General features: G+C 69.5%; 16 protein-coding genes and 3 pseudogenes. 11 read left to right on the top strand and 8 right to left on the bottom strand.

The window, feature by feature from the left end; genetic code table 11:
• Window positions 1–392: 392 nt before the first annotated feature.
• A complete protein-coding gene (locus J7I97_RS40080; RefSeq protein WP_214941925.1) occupies window positions 393–938 on the bottom strand; it encodes an EF-hand domain-containing protein in 546 nt (181 codons plus the stop codon).
• 324 nt (window positions 939–1,262) lie between these two features.
• Here J7I97_RS40080 and J7I97_RS31680 point away from each other — a divergent pair, with 324 nt between their 5' ends.
• The 6 genes from J7I97_RS31680 to J7I97_RS31705 all read left to right on the top strand — a co-directional run bounded on the left by J7I97_RS31680 (window position 1,263) and on the right by J7I97_RS31705 (window position 5,080).
• Window positions 1,263–1,742: a cytochrome P450 gene (locus J7I97_RS31680; RefSeq protein ID WP_214941928.1), complete on the top strand. Its 480-nt coding sequence runs from the start codon at window positions 1,263–1,265 to the stop codon at window positions 1,740–1,742.
• 379 nt (window positions 1,743–2,121) lie between these two features.
• Window positions 2,122–2,307, top strand: a complete 186-nt coding sequence (locus tag J7I97_RS31685; RefSeq protein ID WP_214941932.1) for a hypothetical protein — start codon at window positions 2,122–2,124, stop codon at window positions 2,305–2,307.
• Window positions 2,308–2,497: 190 nt separating this feature from the next.
• Complete coding sequence (locus J7I97_RS31690) at window positions 2,498–2,746, top strand: ABC transporter permease (protein WP_251050270.1); 249 nt, start codon at window positions 2,498–2,500, stop codon at window positions 2,744–2,746.
• A gap of 47 nt (window positions 2,747–2,793) precedes the next feature.
• The gene (locus J7I97_RS31695; protein ID WP_214941937.1) at window positions 2,794–3,054 is read left to right on the top strand and encodes a hypothetical protein; all 261 of its coding nucleotides are present in this window, start codon (window positions 2,794–2,796) and stop codon (window positions 3,052–3,054) included.
• 15 nt (window positions 3,055–3,069) lie between these two features.
• On the top strand, window positions 3,070–4,287 hold the full coding sequence (locus tag J7I97_RS31700; protein WP_214941940.1) for a hypothetical protein: 1,218 nt from the start codon (window positions 3,070–3,072) through the stop codon (window positions 4,285–4,287).
• A 415-nt stretch (window positions 4,288–4,702) separates the two neighbouring features.
• The gene (locus J7I97_RS31705; RefSeq protein ID WP_214941943.1) at window positions 4,703–5,080 is read left to right on the top strand and encodes a hypothetical protein; all 378 of its coding nucleotides are present in this window, start codon (window positions 4,703–4,705) and stop codon (window positions 5,078–5,080) included.
• Window positions 5,081–5,328: 248 nt separating this feature from the next.
• Here the strand turns inward: J7I97_RS31705 and J7I97_RS31710 are convergent, their stop codons facing one another.
• From J7I97_RS31710 to J7I97_RS31735, 6 genes and pseudogenes are all read right to left on the bottom strand, one after another.
• A complete protein-coding gene (locus J7I97_RS31710; RefSeq protein WP_214941947.1) occupies window positions 5,329–6,234 on the bottom strand; it encodes an NAD-dependent protein deacetylase in 906 nt (301 codons plus the stop codon).
• Window positions 6,235–6,597: 363 nt separating this feature from the next.
• The gene (locus tag J7I97_RS31715; protein ID WP_214941950.1) at window positions 6,598–9,054 is read right to left on the bottom strand and encodes a SpoIIE family protein phosphatase; all 2,457 of its coding nucleotides are present in this window, start codon (window positions 9,052–9,054) and stop codon (window positions 6,598–6,600) included.
• Between the two features lie 728 nt (window positions 9,055–9,782).
• Window positions 9,783–10,263: pseudogene (locus J7I97_RS31720) on the bottom strand (ATP-binding protein); the annotation flags it as partial.
• Between the two features lie 32 nt (window positions 10,264–10,295).
• Window positions 10,296–10,949 (bottom strand): hypothetical protein, encoded by a 654-nt coding sequence (locus J7I97_RS31725; protein WP_214941952.1) that lies wholly within the window; start codon window positions 10,947–10,949, stop codon window positions 10,296–10,298.
• Window positions 10,950–10,989: 40 nt separating this feature from the next.
• Complete coding sequence (locus J7I97_RS31730) at window positions 10,990–11,166, bottom strand: hypothetical protein (protein WP_251059352.1); 177 nt, start codon at window positions 11,164–11,166, stop codon at window positions 10,990–10,992.
• A gap of 1,783 nt (window positions 11,167–12,949) precedes the next feature.
• Window positions 12,950–13,246 (bottom strand): annotated as a pseudogene (locus tag J7I97_RS31735) (IS5/IS1182 family transposase); the annotation flags it as partial.
• Between the two features lie 526 nt (window positions 13,247–13,772).
• Here J7I97_RS31735 and J7I97_RS31740 point away from each other — a divergent pair.
• The 5 genes from J7I97_RS31740 (at window position 13,773) to J7I97_RS31760 (ending at window position 17,847) form a co-directional block, all read left to right on the top strand.
• Complete coding sequence (locus J7I97_RS31740; RefSeq protein WP_214941955.1) at window positions 13,773–14,972, top strand: enoyl-[acyl-carrier-protein] reductase FabV; 1,200 nt, start codon at window positions 13,773–13,775, stop codon at window positions 14,970–14,972.
• A gap of 240 nt (window positions 14,973–15,212) precedes the next feature.
• Window positions 15,213–15,689: a hypothetical protein gene (locus J7I97_RS31745; RefSeq protein ID WP_214941958.1), complete on the top strand. Its 477-nt coding sequence runs from the start codon at window positions 15,213–15,215 to the stop codon at window positions 15,687–15,689.
• A gap of 287 nt (window positions 15,690–15,976) precedes the next feature.
• On the top strand, window positions 15,977–16,348 hold the full coding sequence (locus J7I97_RS31750; protein WP_214941988.1) for a VOC family protein: 372 nt from the start codon (window positions 15,977–15,979) through the stop codon (window positions 16,346–16,348).
• Between the two features lie 330 nt (window positions 16,349–16,678).
• Window positions 16,679–16,912, top strand: coding sequence for a hypothetical protein (locus J7I97_RS31755; protein ID WP_214941961.1), 234 nt, complete (start codon window positions 16,679–16,681; stop codon window positions 16,910–16,912).
• A 434-nt stretch (window positions 16,913–17,346) separates the two neighbouring features.
• The gene (locus J7I97_RS31760; RefSeq protein ID WP_214941964.1) at window positions 17,347–17,847 is read left to right on the top strand and encodes a hypothetical protein; all 501 of its coding nucleotides are present in this window, start codon (window positions 17,347–17,349) and stop codon (window positions 17,845–17,847) included.
• A 365-nt stretch (window positions 17,848–18,212) separates the two neighbouring features.
• Here the strand turns inward: J7I97_RS31760 and J7I97_RS39165 are convergent.
• Window positions 18,213–18,350 (bottom strand): annotated as a pseudogene (locus J7I97_RS39165) (XRE family transcriptional regulator); the annotation flags it as partial.
• Between the last annotated feature and the right edge of the window lie 508 nt (window positions 18,351–18,858).

Consider the following 18,858-nt stretch of genomic DNA (forward strand, 5'->3'; position numbering starts at 1 on the left):
ACCGTTGGCTGGACAGACCCGGTGGGACACCAGGGCCATGCCGATACCCTCGGTGTCCCGTCTCGCGCGATGTTGTCGATGTCGTCTCAGGAGGCGTTGTCGGATCCGAGTGGGAGCGACAACGTTCAGTGAGAAGGTCACACGACCTCTACGCGTACACCGGGAAGGATGCTTGGAAGGCACGAGGTCTTCGGGTTCTGAGACAGCTTGTTCTTCCAGACCTTGTCGGCCGTGCTTACCAGCAAGCCTTCGAGCGCCGCATCGGAATCCGTCCAAGAGGCGTGGGTACCGGCGGAGCGAGCCAAGTCAGGGGTGAACCCGTGGGTGCCGCTGTCACCCACCGCACCACGGACCTGGCGCACACCGCCACCGCGCGCGGGCCGTAGCGGGGGTTAGTGGGGGAGGGGTCCGTAGAGCCAGTTGCCGGGGAGGTCGGGGTCGGTGCCGGTGAAGTACTCGTGGAACGCCTGGGCGAGTTCGTCGTGGCTGATACGGCCGTCGCCGTCGCGGTCCAGGCGCGTGAAGGCGGTGGCGGCCGCGTCGCCGGGTACTCCGTAAGCGGCGAGCCAGCGGGTGAACTCGGCCGGCTGGAGGTGCCGGTCGCCGTCGGTGTCCATCGCGGTGATGACCTCGTCGACGATGGGCAGGATGGCCTTGTCGAAGCCGGTTTCGCGGGAGACGGCGTCCCAGGCGGTGACGAACTCGTCCTCGTCGAGCTCCGCGTCCATCCCTCGCCCGAGATGTCCGGACATACGCGTCCAGCCCGCGTCGTACTCGGCCCGCAGTTTCCGCGCGGCAGGGGAGTCGGCGCCCTGGCCGGCGGCTTCCGCCAGACGCTGGGCGAGCTGGTCGTAGTCGGCCTTGGTGACCCTGCCGTCGCCGTCACGGTCGAACAAGGTGAACCGGTTGTGCAGCTTTGCCGCAATGAACGCATCCACGCCGTTACGCTCTTCCCTCGAAGATGGTGTCCTGCTCCTCAGGAAAACGATCCGCGAGCCTCTCCGGTCACCACTGCGGCGGCACTCCTCGCCCGTCTGGCGGGCACGGCGCCTATGGCAGCAGACGTTCGGCCTGCTTCTCAGGGCGTGCGGCAAGGACGTCGCCGGCCCCGGCCCCGACCCGGCCGGTGCGGGGGCGTGCCGCAGTGCGCCGGGGATGCGACCGTTCCGCCGGCACCGACCTGGTGGTGCCATCGCGGGAGAACCGGGTGAGCACCACCGCTCGGCGAAGCCGAACTGGCCGGCATCGCGAAACTCCTGCTGATGCCCGGCCACGTCAGCCCTACCCACATGCTGACCCTGTCCGTACTCACCCTGCTGCAGGCCCAGCCCGCCTGGTACACGAAACTCGCAACCGACCCCGGCTGCGCACCCGACGTCGTCGAAGAACTCCTGCACCACATCACGATCAAGCAGTACGGCCTCACCCGCCGCGCCGTCCGCGACACCGAGGTCGGCGGGGTCCTCATCCGCGCCGGCCAGTGGGTCACCTGCCCGCTCGACACCCCGACCGACGAACTCACCGCGTTCACCCACGGCCGCAGGCCCGCCGCGCACCTGGCGTTCGGCCACGGCTCCCACCAGTGCCTGGGCCAGCACCTCAGCCGCACCGTCCTCACCTGCGGCCTCACCGCCCTCGCCCGGCGCCTGCCCACGCTGCGCCTGGCCACCGCCCCCGAGCACCTCAGCCGGCGCATCACCCACCCCGTGGCAGGAGTGACCCGCCTGCCCGTCAACTGGTGAAGCAAGCCGGGTAGCCGCCCTGTGACCGCCTGGGCGGTGTGCTCGCCACTGTTGCGGGGCGGTATTTGAAGGCGATGTAGCTGTCATGGGCCGGTATATCCCGTTGACGCCAGCTGGCTCCACACCATGCCCATCCTGAGCGGGCGTCTTCTGATGCCTCGGGACTGGTTGGCGAGTTGCCAGGTCGATAGATCCGTTGCTGCTCAGAGTCCGTGGGCTGTGGGAGGACCTGCCCCGGGTGCCGGTGTCGTTCGCGCAGTGACCGTGCCGACTGAGAGCGCCGCCGTGATCGTTTGTGGTGCGCTGGCGGACTGTCGGTGGAGACCGTCGTGGACGGCACTCCGGTCCGATCCGGGAGGTCAGGGCCTCCGGAAAGGACGTGAACACCGCCTTCGAGCCGTGGTGCGTCCTGATCACCGACATCCGCGCACTGCGCCTGCCGGTGCCGCATCGCGGCAGCAGCCGCTCCCCACCAGCCACAGCCGAACAGTGCGTCGCCTCACGCTGCGACGGATGCGACCCCAAGAAGACGTTCCGCGGCACGCACCCGTACTGGTGCGTTTGACAGGTTCAGGGGTGCGGCGCCTACTGAAACTGAGTCTTCGGCCCGGCATCTTCTGCCGCCGCCTGCGCGCGGTGGCGGTGCCGCGACGGGTCGTCGCTGCCCGCCTGTCCGGTGGGCGCTCTCACCCCGGCCTGGTTGAGGGGAGGCCCGGTCGGTCCGGCCGTGGAATACATCGCGAAGGGTGCGCAAGATGATGCGTAATGTGCGTATGCGCGGCTGGATCGAGGCGATCGCTGCCGCGATCAGCGGAATCCTTCTCATGGTGACCGTGGTCTGGCGCGACTGGATCGAAGAGGTCTTCGGGTTCGACCCCGACCAGCACAGCGGCGCGCTCGAATGGGGCATCGTCGCCCTCGCCCTCTGCGCCACGCTCACGTTCTCGCTGCTCGCGCGCGGGGAATGGCGCAGGGCCAAGGCACTGCACCCGCGCACCGAGTGAGCTCAATAGCAGGAGCAGGAGCAGGAGCAGGAGCAGGAGGCTGTCAGATGTCGAAAGAGAAGCGGACCGAGGGCCCCCCGTACGCGGCGGAGGAAGCGAACGTGGGGCATGCCCGCAAGCCGAAGTCCCTGGCGAAGCCCGGAAAGCGGGCCAGGGCGCTGGCCGAGTCGGCGGAAGGTGCACCGACACCCGAGGAGCTCGACGCCCGCGATGCCAGGTTCAGCCCGCGTCGCAAGCCGATGGGCCCCACGCAGGACCAGGTGCCCGAATCCATTCCCCAGGAGCTCGACGAGCCCGAGGAGCAGTGACGGAGGAATGCAGTCATGGCTCAGGTCCGTCTCATCCAGAACATCGGTCTCGACGACGACGCCACCGGCATCCAGACCGGTTCCGTCCACGAGCCGACCGTCGCGACGTCCCACGACAACATCTTCATCACTGGTAACTGGTTCGCCAGCCGCAGCACCGACAACGGCGCGGGATGGACCCTGGTCAATCCGTTCAACACGCTGCCCCCGGCAGCGGGTGGCTTCTGCTGCGATCAGATCGTCCTCTACGACCCGAGCCGGGACCTCTGGATCTGGATCCTCCAGTACATCGCCACGGGGGGCAGCAACGTCTTCCGCGTGGCTTTCGCCCCCGGTGACGACCCGGCCGCATGGACCTGGCACGACTTCAGTCCGCGGGACCTCGACCCGACATGGACTGACATGTGGTTCGACTACCCCGACGCGGCGGTCAGTTCGAACCACCTCTACGTCACCTTCAACGCCTTCAACGCGGCTGGCCGCTGGCAGCGCGCCTTTGTCTTCAAGCTGCCCCTCGACGCCCTCAACGCCCGGACCGCGCTGACCTTCCAGTGGTGGACGACGACGCAGAACGGTTCCCTGCGGCTCACCCAGGGAGCGGCCGGAAGCATGTTCTTCGCCAGCCACAACGGCGGCCGGACCCTGCGGGTCCACGGCTGGCCCGACGGCTCGAACACGGTGGGCTCGTTCGACGTGCAGGTGAGCCCGTGGACCCCCGATCCGTTCACTGCTCCTGGACCCGGCGGCGTAGAGTGGCTGACCCGTACCGACTCGCGTATCACCGGCGGCTGGGTGAGCGGCACCCGCGCGGGCTTCCTGTGGACGGCCGGCCCCCGGTCCGGACGGCCCATGCCCTACGTCAAGGCCGCGGTCGTCGACGTGACCACTCAGGCCCTGGTCGAGGAGCCCGACATCTGGAGCCAGGAGTCCGCGTTCGCCCAGCCCGCGGCCTGCCCGAATGCTCAAGGGGTTGTCGGCGTCTCGCTGTTCCTGGGCGGTGGTCCGAGGCACCCCTCGCACGTCGTCGGCTTCCGCGACGGCGGCGAGTGGCGGCTGGCCATCACGAGTACGAGCACGCACGGGCCGCTGGAAGGTAAATGGGGTGACTACCTCACCTGCCATCGCCACGATCCGGAATCCTCGGAGTGGGTGGCTTCCGGCTACACCCTCCAGGGCGGCTCCGACCGCCGCAACGTGGAACCGCGGTACGTGCACTTCGGCATCGGCAGCTGACCCGGTGCGGGCGAAGCAACGCGGCGCCTGCGGCCCGGAGCAACAGAATGTTCGCCGCGCGGGCTCGGCGGCGCCCCCCGAGGCCTCCTCTTCATAGTCGCGTGCCATGACGGCTGTAACGGCGGCAACGAGTGCGGGGCCGAAGGCGGCACTGGCCCTGCGGCCGCTGTGTCCAGCTAGGCACGCGCGGCCCTGATCAGGTTCTTCTCCCGTGTGCCACCCGACCCGGCCCCGGTCGGCCAGCTCGTGATGATTGCCCGGGAGAAGAACGAGGGGGCGGCCGGGGCATCCGCTCCCGGCCGCCCTTCCATCGACGTCGCCAACGCTCACAGGCGGACATCCAGGTCGGAGCACCCCCTCGACGAGGAGGGAAACCCCTAGGGATCGTCGTGCCAGGCCGCGTACGCTCGGCCGCATGCCCCGCTCTTCGAAGGAGCCCCGCCGACTCGTCGCTGACGGGCGTACCTATGTGTGGACGGTCCGCCACGGCCATTGCGTGCTGGGGAACGGCGGCTGCCGCAAGACCCTCACCCTCCGCTCTCACCCGTCGGGTACCGGCGGCCTGCTGCGTTTCGTCTTCGATGAGGGCCCCGGCCGGTATGTCGCGGGTTTCACGACGGGGTCGGGGGAAGTGGGGGCCGTCGGTGTCGGCGCCCTGAACCTACATGAACCGGGCACCGTACGGTTCCTGCTCGACACGGCGCTGGCCCGCGGATGGGAACCGGGGGAGAGGCGGGAAGCGAAGGTCGACGGCTGGAACTTCCTCGAGGCGGCGGTCGCCGCACGGGGCTGAGGCCGCGGCCGCGCCGCTACTTCGGGGGCCCGCCGCCGGAACACGCGCTTCGCGGCGACCACCAGCACCGTGTGGGGTCTGCCCGGGCGGAAGAACGCGCACGAGCAGCAGTGTCCGGGCGGCCGTTCAAGGGTTTCGCGGGGCCGTGATGGGTCTGTTCGGCGCGACGAGGCTGCGGTGGTCCCGTACACACGTCAGGAGCAGCGTCGCCGTCGCAGGCGCAGGGGACCGCGTCACAGTTGAGCGCCTCAGCCCCGGGGTGCCGCTTCCCCATCGACAGGAATGCCCAGCCGGCCGGCCACGGCAGTGAGGGCCGCTCCCAGGGGGAGCGCGACCCGGGTGACGGCGTGCTGGTCGCCCCGGGTCGCGTCGCGGTTGACGATCAGCACCGGTTTCCCGGCCTGGGCCGCCTGACGAACGAACCGTAGCCCGGACATCACGGTCAGTGAGGAACCCAGGACCAGCAGCGAAGCCGCCTCACGGACCAGCTCGCGGCAGTGCTGGACCCGCCGCGGCGGAACGGCCTCGCCGAAGAACACCACGTCCGGTTTGAGGATGCCGCCGCACGCCATGCAGGGCGCCACCCGGAAGCCCCCGACCTGTTCATCGGTGAGGTCGGCGTCACCATCCGGGTTCATCCCGGCCGCCACCGGCTCGAAGCCCGGATTGGCCTCATCCAGCCGCATGGCGAGTTCGAGGCGGGGGCTGAAGGCACCGCAGGAGAGACAGACGACCCTGTCCAGACTTCCGTGGAGTTCTACGACGCCCCCGCTGCCAGCCACCTGGTGCAGCCCGTCGACGTTCTGGGTGATCACCCCCGAGAGCAGTCCGCGCCGCCCGAACGCGGCCACCGCCCGGTGTCCGGCATTCGGGCGGGCGCGGCCGAAGGTACGCCAGCCGAGGTGGCTGCGCGCCCAGTACCGGCGCCGGGCCTGGGCACTGCCGATGAAATCCTGGTAGGTCATCGGGGTGTGCCGGCTCAGGCTCCCGCCCTCGCTCCGGTAATCGGGGATGCCCGACTCCGTGGAGATGCCCGCCCCGCTCACAACCAGCACACCGCCGACGCCCAGCACGTCGGCGACCGGCGCCACATCCGTGGTGCCCGGTGGCAGGCCCTCGGCGGGGGTCCAGCTCAAAGTGGGGCGCATGTGCATGCCCCCAGGGTACGGAACACCGCGACCGAAGCCTTGGTGCGGGTGAGGGGCTGGCGCGCCATGATCGTCCCAACGCCGTACGTGTCGCAGGGTCGCCGGACCATGGGCCGGACGGGTCACCGTGTCGCCCGAGTGGCCGCATATGACACGTCGAGGGGCGTGTTGCCCAGGTCGCGGGCGTGGGACGCGGGGCGCGTGTGGCCGCTCATCCAGATCCGACGGCGCACGGCCTTTCGCACCCGGTGATCGTGGACTTCCGTGGGCCGCAGGTCCCCGCCGGAGCGTGTCACCAGGTTCAGGTCGGACCGCGACGGTTCTCGCCGTGCGTATCCAGGGCCACGGCGTGCACCCAGGGCGGCGCCGCTACGCGCGCGCTTGGTGAGCCGCTCGCGCGGTGGCCAGTGGCACCTCGGCCCACACCTGCTTGCCGCTGCTGAGCGGTACCGAGCCCCACGACGCCGTCGTCGCCTCGACGATGAGGAGCCCACGGCCCCCGGTCGCCGACCAGTCCACGTCCGTAGGCTTGACCGGGCTGCGGGGCGAGGCGTCGTTCACGGCGATCCGCAGCCGGTCCGCGGACAGTGTCAGATCCAGCCGCACCTCTCCCGGCGTATGGGCGATCGCGTTGGTGACCAGCTCGGAGACCACCAGCAGGGCGACATCCAGTTCCTCCTCCACGCCCCACGAGCGCAGTGTGCGCGCGGTGAAGCGGCGAGCGTGCTGGACGGCGTTGGGGAGCCGCCAGACGGTCCAGTTCGTCCGCATCGGCCGGACGCGGGTGCCGTCGTAGCGCAGGAGCAGCAGCGCCACGTCGTCGTCCCGCCGGTTGACCCCCGCGAGCAGTTCGTCGGCCACCATCCCCGGGTCGGCCGGGTCCGCCGTGGCCAGCACGTCGCACACCCGGCGCATGCCGTCCTCCAGACGGACGTTGGACGACTCGACCATGCCGTCCGTCAGCAGGGCAAGCACGGTCCCCGGGACCAAGCCGACTTCCGTCATGGGGAATTCAGTGTCCGTGACCACTCCCAGTGGCGGTCCTCCTTCGACCGTCATCTCCTCGGTGCTGCCGTCCGGATTGCGCAGGACCGGCTGCAGGTGACCGGCGCGGACGAACCAGGCGATGCCCTCCTGCATGTCCAGGTCCACGTACAGACAGGTGGCGAACAGGTCTGTCTCCATGCCGACGAGCAGCCGGTTGGCCCGGGCGATGACCACGTCGGGCGGGTGGCGCTCCACTGCGTAGGCCCTCACGGCCGTCCGTATCTGGCCCATGATGGTCGCAGCTCCGGCGCTGTGCCCCTGCACATCGCCGATGACGAGCGCCACGTGGCCGTCGCCGAGCGGGATGACGTCGTACCAGTCGCCGCCCACTTCGAGCCCCACGGTCGCGGGCAGATAGCGGGCGACGGCCACCCCACCGGGCAGCGAAGGGAGTTTGCGCGGCAGCAGGCTGCGCTGGAGCATCGAGGCGAGTTCATGGCCGGCGTCCAGCGCGTGCGCGCGCATCAGCGCCTGCCCCACCAGCCCCGCGGTGGCGGTCAGCAGCGACCGCTCCTCCGGTCCGAACCGGTGCTCACCGTCCCATCCCACGAGACAGACCCCGACCATCCGGCCGTCCGCCGGCAACGGCAGGACCGCAAGCCCGCCGGGCCCGATCCCCGCGAGAGCGGGTTCGAGGTCCGCACCCGGCGGCCATAGGCTCACATGGCCCTCCCGCAGTGCGTTCTGCAGCGTGGGCAGGTCGTGCATCGAGGCGTCCGGCCACTCGGATCGCCATTCCGAACGCCACATACCCGGCCACGCGTGCGGCGCGGGAGGGTCGAGGACGGTGACCACGAGGCGGTCGGCCTCCAGCTCGGCGACCGCCACCCGGCTCGCGTCCAGTGGGCCGCGCAGGGAGTTGACGACGATCTGGCTGACGTCCCTGATGGTCGTCGCGCCGGCCAGCTTGGCGGACAGCCGCTGCACGATGGAGACTTCGTCGGCACTGGGGCGCAGGTAGGAGGCGTCGGCCACCACGCCGAGGACCCGCACGGGGGTGCCGTCGTCGTCCGTCATCACCCGGCACCGCAGGCCCAGCCAGCGCAGTTCACCCCCCGGTCGGCGGATGCGGAACGCCAGCTGCTGCGGATCCGACGTCAGCCTGTCAGGCTCCACGATGGCCATCAGTGCAGGGATGTCGTCCGGCACGGCACTCGCGAGCAGCATCTCCACGTTGCCGCCGAACTGGTCGGGTGGGATGCCGAGCAACTCCAGCACGCGCGCGTGCGCCTCCATGCGGCCGGAGGCGAGGTCCAGGATAAACGCGCCGCCCCGGAGCGGCACCAACGTGTGTCCCAGCGCGGGGCGGCGCGGGGCCGTGCGCCCGGACGCGTGGGCGGCCACCGATACGAGTCCGGCGGCGACCTGGTCGGCGTACAGCTCCAGCAGGCTCCGGCGGTCATTGCTGAACCCGTCGGGGACCTCGCCGGCGACGATCAGGCAGCCCAGCTCCCTGGAGCCGTGCCCGAGCGGCAGGGCACCGAGCGAGAGTCTGGCCGGCGGTGCCCTGACGGAGTCGTCCTGCACCCGCCCGGGGAAGTGGTGCGGGTCCTCCTCCACGTATGCGGCGAGTTCCTTCGGGTTCAGCCACAGCGGGTGGCCCGAGCGGTAGGCCTCGGCGGCCGGGGAGTGCCCGTCCACGGAGAGGACCGCCGGCAGCCCGTACAGCATGGCGCGGTTTCCGGTCATCTCGGCCAGATGGAGTTCCTCGCGGCCCTCGGCGAGCACGTAGACAGCGGCCAGCTCAGCCCCGCAGAACGCAAAGCGCTGTCTCGTCACGGTCTGTAACGCCCTCCTGCGCGGGCAGCCACGGTCGACCGCCTCCCTCCATGCTGTCGCGCCTCGCACCGTCAGCGCGAGTCAGGAGCGGACAGAGCTCCGGTGGGACCCGTGGAGCCGTTGCTGTGTGGACCCACTGGTAGCGCGGCGGCTTCGGCCAGGGGCGTCCGCGAGGTCGCGCACCCAAGAGTCCGGGCGGCGGCCGGCGCGCTCCCGATCTGCTCATTCATGGCGGCGTCGCGAGGTCCGGGAGCGCCTGTTCGGTCCACACGGTATTGCTCTTCGGGGCGCTCCGGGTGCCCCAGCGGTCATGAGCTGCATGACGATGAACAGCCCGCGGCCGTCCCTCGTCGGTGGGTGTGGCCTGGCGATGTGGGGGTGGCTACGCAGGTCACAAGTAGGAACGGTTGTCGACGCGTTCTGAGAAGGACCAGGAGCCGACAGCCCTCAAGATGCTGGTGAGAAGTGAGAACAGCGGGAGCCCCTGTCTCGCGGTCTGGGCTTCGGGTTCTTGGACTGCCGGGGACTGTCCATCAGGGATGATCCCCTCATGGACAGAGTTGTTGATCTTGACGAGGTGGCTGTCGTGCTGGATGAGCGGGCTGTGGGCTGGACGTCGGCCGGCCTGGAAGCTGGCCGGGCGACCTGGAGAGATGCGGAGGCGTCGTGGCCTCAGCCACTGGAGACCGACAGGGCTCGGGTTCATGATCCGGACTCGGTCGGCGTGGTCATATCCGGTCCGGTGGAGGCCGCGCTGTCGGGGCGCGGGCACGGGCGGCGGCGAGGCGGTAGGAGTCGGTGCCGGTCTCGATGATGTTGCCGCCGAAGGTGAGGCCGTCGACGATGGCCGCGCAGAGGCGGGGATCCGTGAACGTCTTGGTCCAGCCGGAGAACGACTCATTCGAGCGATGTCGACGCTGTTCTTCTTCTCGCGTTCGGTCAGGACCTGGAAGAGGAGTTTTCTGCGCCGCGGCGGTCTAGCTCCATGTAGCCGAGCTCGTCGATGGACAAAGGCTCGACGCGGCCGTAGCGGGCGATGGTCTTGGTCAGCTGCTCCTCGTCGGCAGCCTCGACGAGCTCGTTGACCAGCTTGGTCGCCAGGACGTACTTGACCCGGCAACCGGCCATCGCGGCCTCGGTGCCGAGAGCGATCAGCAGGTGGGACTTACCGGTGCCGGATTCGCCGATCAGGCAGAGGGGTAGGCCATCTTGTCCCGCGTGGCACCGAGGATCGGGTGCGCTCACACGGCGGACCGGACCTTGATCGCGTGGCCGAGCGCGGTCTGCTCCTCGTCGGGAAGGCGACGCTCGGCGTGAAGCATCCGCAGGGCGGTGGTGATGCGTTCCTCATCCTCGGGTGTGCCAAGGCTGCCCATGTACGGGGGCAGCAGCAGGCTCAGGGCTTCGAGGTCCGTGCGTGCGCAGAGCTTGGTGAGGAGTTCTCCGACCGGGTCTTCGTGCTGCAGTGGTGCGACCGGGCCAGTGGCACGCAATCCTGCGGCGATGCGGTAGCGGAGCCATTGGTTGTGGGGGCCGGGTGGGACGTCGTCGATGTGCTTGGCCGCCGACTCGAAGTGTTCGCGGGCCTGCTCGATCTGGCCCAGGTCGCGGTGGGCTCGGGCCATGTTGCCGTGAAGTGAGGCGTAGAAGCCGCGGACACGGTCGTCGCCGACCTTGTCGGCCCGGTTCAGGCACTCCTGGTTCCAGTGCAGGGTCTCGTGCGGGGTGGGCTGGTGCCGGGCGAGGTAGTGCGTGGCGATGCAGGCGTCGTAGTCGTCCTCAGCCGCTTCCCACGCTTGGAGGAACAGGACCCGGGCTCGGGCATCTCGTCCCTCGGTCTCGGCCTGCATACCCTGCACGCACAACTGCACGACGGTGTTCTCGGGGTCGGTCATGGTTCTCCTGAGGTGATGAGAGTGCGGCGTTGAGGCAGGATCAGCTGGTGGTGTTGAGGGCGACTGGCATGACCAGGGTGGTGAAGCTGCCCTGGTCCGCGGAACGCACCACGACAGGTCGGTCTGCCGCGGAGATCTCCAGCAGAACATCGGGCCCGACGCTGGCCTCCAGAGCGGGAGCCAGGACGGCAGGGTCGAAGCCGATCCACTGGGGCAAGTCGGAGTGATCGGGAAGCGAGATGGCCATCTCGTCGCCGGCGAAGCGCAGAGCGATGCGGGACGTGTCGCCGTGGCTGTTGACCGCGTCGCGCAGCGCGCCAGGCGATCCACGATCACACGGTATTCGGGCGGGGCCGGAGCCGAGAGCATCTCGCGGTAGGCCGGGAACTCGTCATCGACCGGCACCAGGACCCGGGACGGGCTGTAGAAGCGGTATCCAGTCGCCCCGCCAACCCACGTCGGCCGCAGAACGCGGCAGTCGTCGTAGATGCGCAGGGCGCTCGGAGCGAGACCGACTCGCCGCGCGAAGGCGCTGATGCCCAGTAGTTCCGTGGTGCCGTCCATGGACCCGATTGTCGACGTTCATCCAACTTGAAGGTCAACTCGTACCCCGCGCCCGCCCATTGCCCGAAAGCACCTCTCGGCCATCGCGCTCGGGCCCGTCGAGCACTACGGCCACCTCAGCCAGCGGCAGTCCGGCTTCTCGCAGACTGCGCAAGAGAACGGCACGGGCCTCCTGCGCACAAGCGAAGAGAACCACCGGACTCCGGCACGGCGGACAAGCCACTAGCTCCCGCTGGCCCGGCTGATAGTGACAAGCCCGAGGACACCAGCGCCAGCGCGTTTCGCGCCGCCCCCTGAAGCCATCGGCTACGCATGCGTTCCACAGCACCACCTGGCACGGGAGTTCTTCAGCGTCAATCCCCGAAGGATTTCGGGAGCCGACGGCCTGAGCGTCACGTAATTCCCCACGCAGGGGCGTCGTCGGCGAGGCGCGGTGCCGGGCGGCAGGGTGCCATGACGCTGGTCGTCTGCCTGCGGAACGAGCAGAGGGCCGAGAGCTCGCCAGGCTCAATGGAAGTCGCTGTCCGCGTAGAGGAGCTCGGCGTGCGGCCAGACGGTGGCCGTGAGGCCGGTCCGGCCCGTGCAGACGCGCTGCGCGGCGTCCGGGGCAGCCCCGCCCTCGGGAGCGATCAGGGCCTGGAGCCTGGCTCATTGTCATGGGCGGCTCAGAAGGAGGCACTCACCTAAGCGACTGAGCCTGAACGTGACGAGGGAGGACCTCTCGTGGTTTGGGGGTGGGCCATGAGACTGTCTGGTTGTGTCAGAGGCGATGAGTGGGTTGCAGGCGGCCTTGGCTGAGGCTTCGTCTCCTTCGTGGTCGCAATGTGTCCGTGCCGGGCGTGATCTCGCTTCCTTCGCTGATGTTCCTGAGGCTGCGGACGCGTTGGTGGGTCTGCTGCTGGACTCCGCGGACACGGCGGTGACTCGGCAGACGGCAGAGGCTCTGGCCCGGGTGGGGACGGTGGCTGCCGTGAGGCTGATCGCTCTGGCGGTTGCCGAGGCTGGCGACAGCCATGCCGACTGGATGCAGACCGGGGTGCATGACGCCCTCGCGGGACGGGACAGTGAGCCGGACATCGCAGTAGTCTGCGGACAACTCGTCCGGGACCCGGAAGCAGCTGCCCGTCGGGGAGCCGCGGAGATTTTGGCGTGGACAGAGGACGCAAGGCGCTGATGTGAGTCGAACTGCCTGTGGGCTGGTTCAGGCGGCGGTCACTCGAGGGGTGCGGGGTTCGTAGAAGGTGCCGTCGCGGAGCATGGCGAAGTGGACGCTGAATGTCCACGAATGCCCGTCGGCCAGACCGCGTTGCCGGGACTTCCGCCACCAGTCTCCTGCCGAGGCGGAGTGCGGTCAGCTTGTCTATGGGCCAGTTCGAGGCGTCGTTCATGAGGCCTTTGTCCTCGCGTCGGTCCTGGGAGATCTTCTTCTGGACGGTCCTGCGGGTCATGAGGGTGATGGCAGCCCAGGTGATCAGGGCTTCGGAATGCTGGGCGAGCCGTTCGTAGTCGCGCGCATGGCGGCGGGCGTGCATGAGCCACGCCAGAGCCGTTCCACGACCACGCCGCGGCAGGACGACGAAGCCGGAGGCATCCTTGGGGCGGCTGACGGTCTTGATCGTGAGCCGGAGGTGCCGTTTGGCCCAGTGGACGAGCTGTCCGGCGTAGGCGGAGTGGGCCCAGATGATGGTGATTTCCGAGTGTATGAGTCGGAGGCGGAAGAGCACTTCGCGCGATCATGGCACGCCCAAACGACGATGCCTACCTGTGGCTGATCGCCGACGGCGGTGGCCTCAAAGGCCTGGACGGAGCCGTCCCCGAAGAGTTCACCGAGAACACGGCGTGCGGCAGGTTCTGCGCGTCGTGCGGACAGCTCAGCGACAAGTACCGCCAGGTGAACGGGCTGCCCCTCCCCGCGCCTTGCCGGTCATCCCCGAACAGCCGCTGCTGGCCCACCTGCGCCAGAACACGGCCGCCGTCCGATGAGGAGGCAGGAGATGTCAATGCTGAAGCCCACAAGGACTGAGCGCATTCTGGGTGACGCGCTGTCACGAACGGTTGACGGGCCCGTGGATACCATCCGTGATGACGGACGGCTGGAGCAGGGCTTCGGCGTCGACAGCCTGGCCCTGGCCGAGCTGGTGACCAACCTCGAAGAGAGCTGCCCGTCGTCATCCCGGACGAGGAGACCGGCCGCCTGCGCACGATCGCGGACATGCGCGCTCTCCTCGTCCGCCTCGTACCGGACGGAACGGATATCTCGTGAGCCTTCGCCAGATCGAGCCCAAGCAGCGCGGGTTCCTGGTTGTCAACTCCCACCCCGAAGGCGCCGCACAGACCGTGCACCGAATGTGGGACGGCATCCCGGCCCGCTCTGGCGGCCGCCGTCCGGTCGCGCTGATCCTCGGGCATTCCGCCGGCTACGGGCTCGCCACGCTCCTGGCCGGCCTGCGCCAGCACGGCATCCGCGGCATCGGCGTCGCCTTCGAGGCCGCCGACACAGGACGCCGCACCGCGACCGCCGGCTGGTACCGCACCGAGGCCACCGCCCAGCTCGCCGCCGCGGCCGACCACGACATCCGGTTCGTGAACACCGACGCCTTCTCCGCCGATGCCAAGACCGAAATCGCGGACCTGCTGGAGCAGCACTACGGGCAGGTCGACTACCTCGTCTACAGCCTTGCCGCACCCCGCCGCACCGACCCGGCCACCGGCATCGTCCACCACTCGGTGATCAAACCGCTCGGCGCCCCCTACGAGGCGCCGGCACTGGACTTCTCCGGAACCGACCCGCAGGTGTCCCGGGCCCGGATCGAGGCCGGCACCGAAGACGAGGCGCGGGCGACGGTCGCGGTGATGGGCGGCGACGACTGGCACCTGTGGGTACGCGCCCTGGCCGCCCGCCAGCTCCTCGCGGACGGGTTCACCACCGTGGCCCTGACTTATGTCGGATCGGAGGTCACTGCGCCGGTGTATCGGCAGGGCACCATCGGCGCGGCCAAGGAACACTTGGAGCAGACCGCTCACGACCTGAACAGCTCCACCCTGCTCAAGGAGAAGGACGGCCGCGCCTTCACCGTCGTGGCCGGCGCGGCGGTCACGCAGGCTTCCAGTGCGATCCCCTCCATCGCCCTCTACACCGCCTTCCTCCGCACCGTCCTGGGCGAGGCCGGCTTCCGCACCACCACCGAGCAGGCCATCGATCTGTGGGACCAGCTGGAGGGCCGCACCCCGCTGGTCCTGGACGAGGCGGGCCGGATCCGGCTGGACGGCTGGGAACTCGACGACCAGGTCCAAGACCGCGTCCGGAGGCTGTGGGCGGACCCTGAGCGCGGCCTCGAAGAAGCCCGGTCCGGCGCAGACTGGTTCATGAGCCAGGTCCAGGAGTTGTACGGCTGGGGTGTCGACGGCACGGTCTACGGCCAGCCGGTCGAGACCGACGTGCCCTGGCCTCGGCGGTAGCCCGGCGATCACGCTTGCGCGGGCGGGTCCGCGCTCGGCTGTCGCAGCCGAACGCAGACCTCCTCGCGTCCCGCGCCCGGACCGGTGCAGATCAGTTGACCTGCGACGACCAGATCAGTTGAGACGCATGGCTGCGAGAAATCTCAGACGATCTCGTCCCGGACGCATGGATGCTGGCTGTTGTCTCAACGATCTGATTCGGTGCAGCCGGACTTGCGTGCTCCGCTACTCTCGGCCGGTATGACAAGCCCTGACCTCGCGCCCAAGTCGCGCTTTCTCGTCCTGCACGACTACGGAATGGGCGGCGCACGGTGGTGGGTGCACGCGAGATCGGCCCGAGAGGTCCTTGAGGCCTTCGCGGAAGTGGAGGTGGTCGACAGTCCAGATGTCATCGAGCGGGCTGACGAGGACCTGGCCGAAGTCGACATCGACGAGCTGACCATGCCTCCGGGCCTGGACGGCCTGCGGGCCAAGCGCGACGCACAGCGCGGTCGCCCCGGATTCGGCGCACTCGCGGACAGGAGCATCGTGCACCTTCAGCGCCGCTGGGACGGCGACGGCGATGAACCAGCGACCTACCTTATGGAGGTCGGCTCCGACGGCCGCAGGTTGCGCCAGGTAGAACTGGCCGACGACGGAACTGCGCTCAAGAGCAGCCCTGACGACTGGCCGTTCAATCCGCCGGTTGCGCCTCGTGGCGCACTCCTGTGCCACTGAACCTTGAGCGTCTGCCAGCGAAACTTGATGGATGCGAGTCCGTGTCAGTGAAGCTTGAGCGGCCCGAACGGCAGGTTCGCTACGAGGCGGTGGGATGAGACACGCGGACCGCCGTTGGCAGGCTAAAGCGCGTCTCTCAGGATGTGCCACCATGACCGAGCACCACTCACCACGTGGCTGCCCGGCGGCAGACCGGCGTGCCGCCGCGCATGTTCGCCGCGGCGGCGGGTACGACCCCTCCCGTACGGGGAGTCGCGGAAGCGGCCGAGGAGCGAGGGGTGTCGGAAGTGATTCGAAAGCTGCAGGCGGTCGCGCTGGACTGCGCCGATCCGTTACGGCTCGCGGAGTTCTACGCGGGTCTGCTCGGTGGCCGGGTGGTCGCGGACCCGGAGGATCCCGACTGGGTCGAGGTGCACGGGTTCGAGGGAACGCCGCTGGCCTGCCAGCGGGAGGGCTACCAGCCGCCCGAATGGCCCGGCCAGCAGCGCCCGCAGCAGCTCCACCTGGACTTCGACGTGGACGACCTCGACGGGGAGGAGAAGCGGGCGCTCACCCTTGGCGCGACCGTGCTGGAGCGGACGGACCAGCTCCGCCCGGAGGCCAACTGGCGGGTCTACGCGGACCCGGCCGGCCATCCATTCTGCCTCTGCCTCCACTGAGTCCACCGGGCCCACCGGGCCCACCGCAGCCACTGAGGCGGCAATCACTGGCCCGCGGGTCAACCGGGTCGTGGTGGATGTGGTCCCGACGACCGTCACTCCTGCGGCACTGGCCCGGCTGGGAGGTCACCTCGGCGATGGGCGACAGGGTCAAGGTGCGCAGGGCGGCCGCCCCGATCACCAAGTCCGAGATCACCGCGTGCGTGACGGGTACGCCGAGGTTCACCGGTTCTGTCCGTAGCACCCGACCGCCGACCCCGAGGGCAACAAGAGGTCCGGCCCCCAGGCGGACCCGATGGACTGGCTGCTCCAGCATTGGGACGATGTGCCATGAGAACTCGTTTCTACGCGAACCAGCACGAGCCGCTGAAGGTCCACTTCGAGATCATCGGAGGTGAGCGCCTCATCTCTCCGGGCGGCTGGATCGATGTCGAATTCGCCGAGTCCGAGCCGCCCATCTCGGTCCACCTCGTGGGCGGCGTCCTGATCCTGACCCAGGAGGGCGACGGTTTCATGAGGGTCTGGGACTCCACGGGCCGGGAGATCGATCCCGGCGGGGAGTAGGGAGACGGACGGAAAACACCGAGGGCGGCACCCCGATTCGACAGGCGGAATCTCCTGCTTCCAGCCGGTGACAGAAGCAGTGACGGCCTACGGAGCGACCGTCGCATGAATCGGAGCTCGAGATACTGCTGGAGAGTGTCACAGCCGCGATCGAGACCTGGCCCAGGATTCCCCGGCCGCCGCGGTGAAGGCGGCTCGGCGCCTGGAAGTCATCCGCAGGGCACCGCTCACTGGCCCGACCGCCGTCGGGCTGCCGGATGCGTGTCCGCGGTAAGCACGGGAGGTGGGTCTGCGCAGCGGATCCCGGTGTGCATGTCCGTCGGGGCCGGCTGGCGCGGTGTTCCGTTTCTGCGGTGAACCGAACGCCGCTGAACGGGTGATGGCCGGGGGCGCAGGCTGTCGCATCTCTGGTGGCGGGCGCTGGAACCGGCGGCGTGATGATCACGGTGATGCGTACGGCGGCCGCGATGGCCCTGGCCGTACTCCCGTTATCCCTGCCCGCCACCGCCACCGCCCACGCCCTGGCGGCTGTGCCCGAGGTCCTCCCGATCGGTGTCGCGGTCTCCGCGCTCCAAGTCGCCGAGGAGTCCCGTGCCTGCTACACGCGTACCGCGTTCAAGCACTGGAACGCGGGCGGCAATCCGTCCGACGGTTGCAACACCCGGCAGGAGGTGCTGATCGCCGAGGCGGTCGTCTCCCCGGTCGTTGGACCGCGCTGCACCCTCACCGTCAACACCAGGGCGTCCTGCTACGACGAGACCATGGTGAACGGCGCGGGCGGCCTGGACATTGACCACATGGTTCCGCTTGCGGAGGCATGGGATTCGGGCGCCGTCGTTCGTGGACGGCGGCCCGCCGTGAGGCGTACGCGAACGACCAGGGCCAGGCCAGCTCATTCCGGCACTCGCAGGGGTGCGCCGCCAGGGCACTCGTAGCGTGCCGTCATGCCCGATGCCCTGCCCCCCGGAAACGGTCCACGCTCCTGGACCGGTTGCGGAGCGGGCAGGACGTCCCCACCGCCGCACAGGCCGCACGTCTCGAGGTGTGGGAGGTGTTCACCGCGCCCGCACTGACACCGCCCTCGCACTGTTCCTGTCGGGCACCGACCCCGACGATCAGTCACCGGGCTGGCCCCGGGGTCCTGGCCGACTCGGTGCTGTTCCTGGACTGGCACGGTGACGGACGCGGCTACCAGCGCCACGACTACACAGGGACCCCGTCCGTCTGACCCGGTCCCCGGCAGGCCAACCCGCCCTCAGCGATGAGGCGTGGTCATGCGCTGATCTCGTTGAGGAGCATCCAGGGCCTGGTCGGCGAGGACGTCGGCGACCCCGAGCGAAGCGCCCTCGTACCCGAGGGCGATCAGGTCTCGGCCACGCACCCAAACCCGGCTGTGTGGGCCCTGCGACTGATCTGCGGCCCGTGGGGCCATCCGGTACGGAGCTGGGCTCTCCCCCCTGCGGTTTCCGGATGCCTCGCGGACCGCAGGCGCGGGCCGATGGGGGCGGGGCGCCCGGTCCGGCTCCGCAGTAGCGTCGGCCGGGGCGGCGGGAGGGTCCTCGTGCAAGCGGGAGAGCGGCAGCGCCGGCTCGTAATCGAGTCGGCCGGCCGGCGTGCGCACGGGTGTTTGTGGTCCGCCGGCACTGCGGCGCGGGTGGCGGCAGGTGGGCCGGGGGCGGGATGAATGGTGACGCATCCGGAGGCCGCGAGCAGGGCATCGAGGAGGAGAGGTAGAGGCCAGCGGTGCCCGACGAACGTCGTGCCGCTCCCGCACCAGAATGCCCCACCGCGCCCCTGATGAATGATGCGCCGCCGCGGGGTGCTCACGGGGCCGGGCCGTCCCGTGCGGTCAGGCTGACCCCGGAAGGGGGACCGTGAGGAGGCCCTGGGGTGACGTTGCGACCGCCGGTTGAGCCGATGTTGGCGCAGGCTGCGGAGCCGGAGCC

Source organism: Streptomyces sp. ISL-87 (genome assembly GCF_018614095.1).
Taxonomy (GTDB): domain Bacteria; phylum Actinomycetota; class Actinomycetes; order Streptomycetales; family Streptomycetaceae; genus Streptomyces.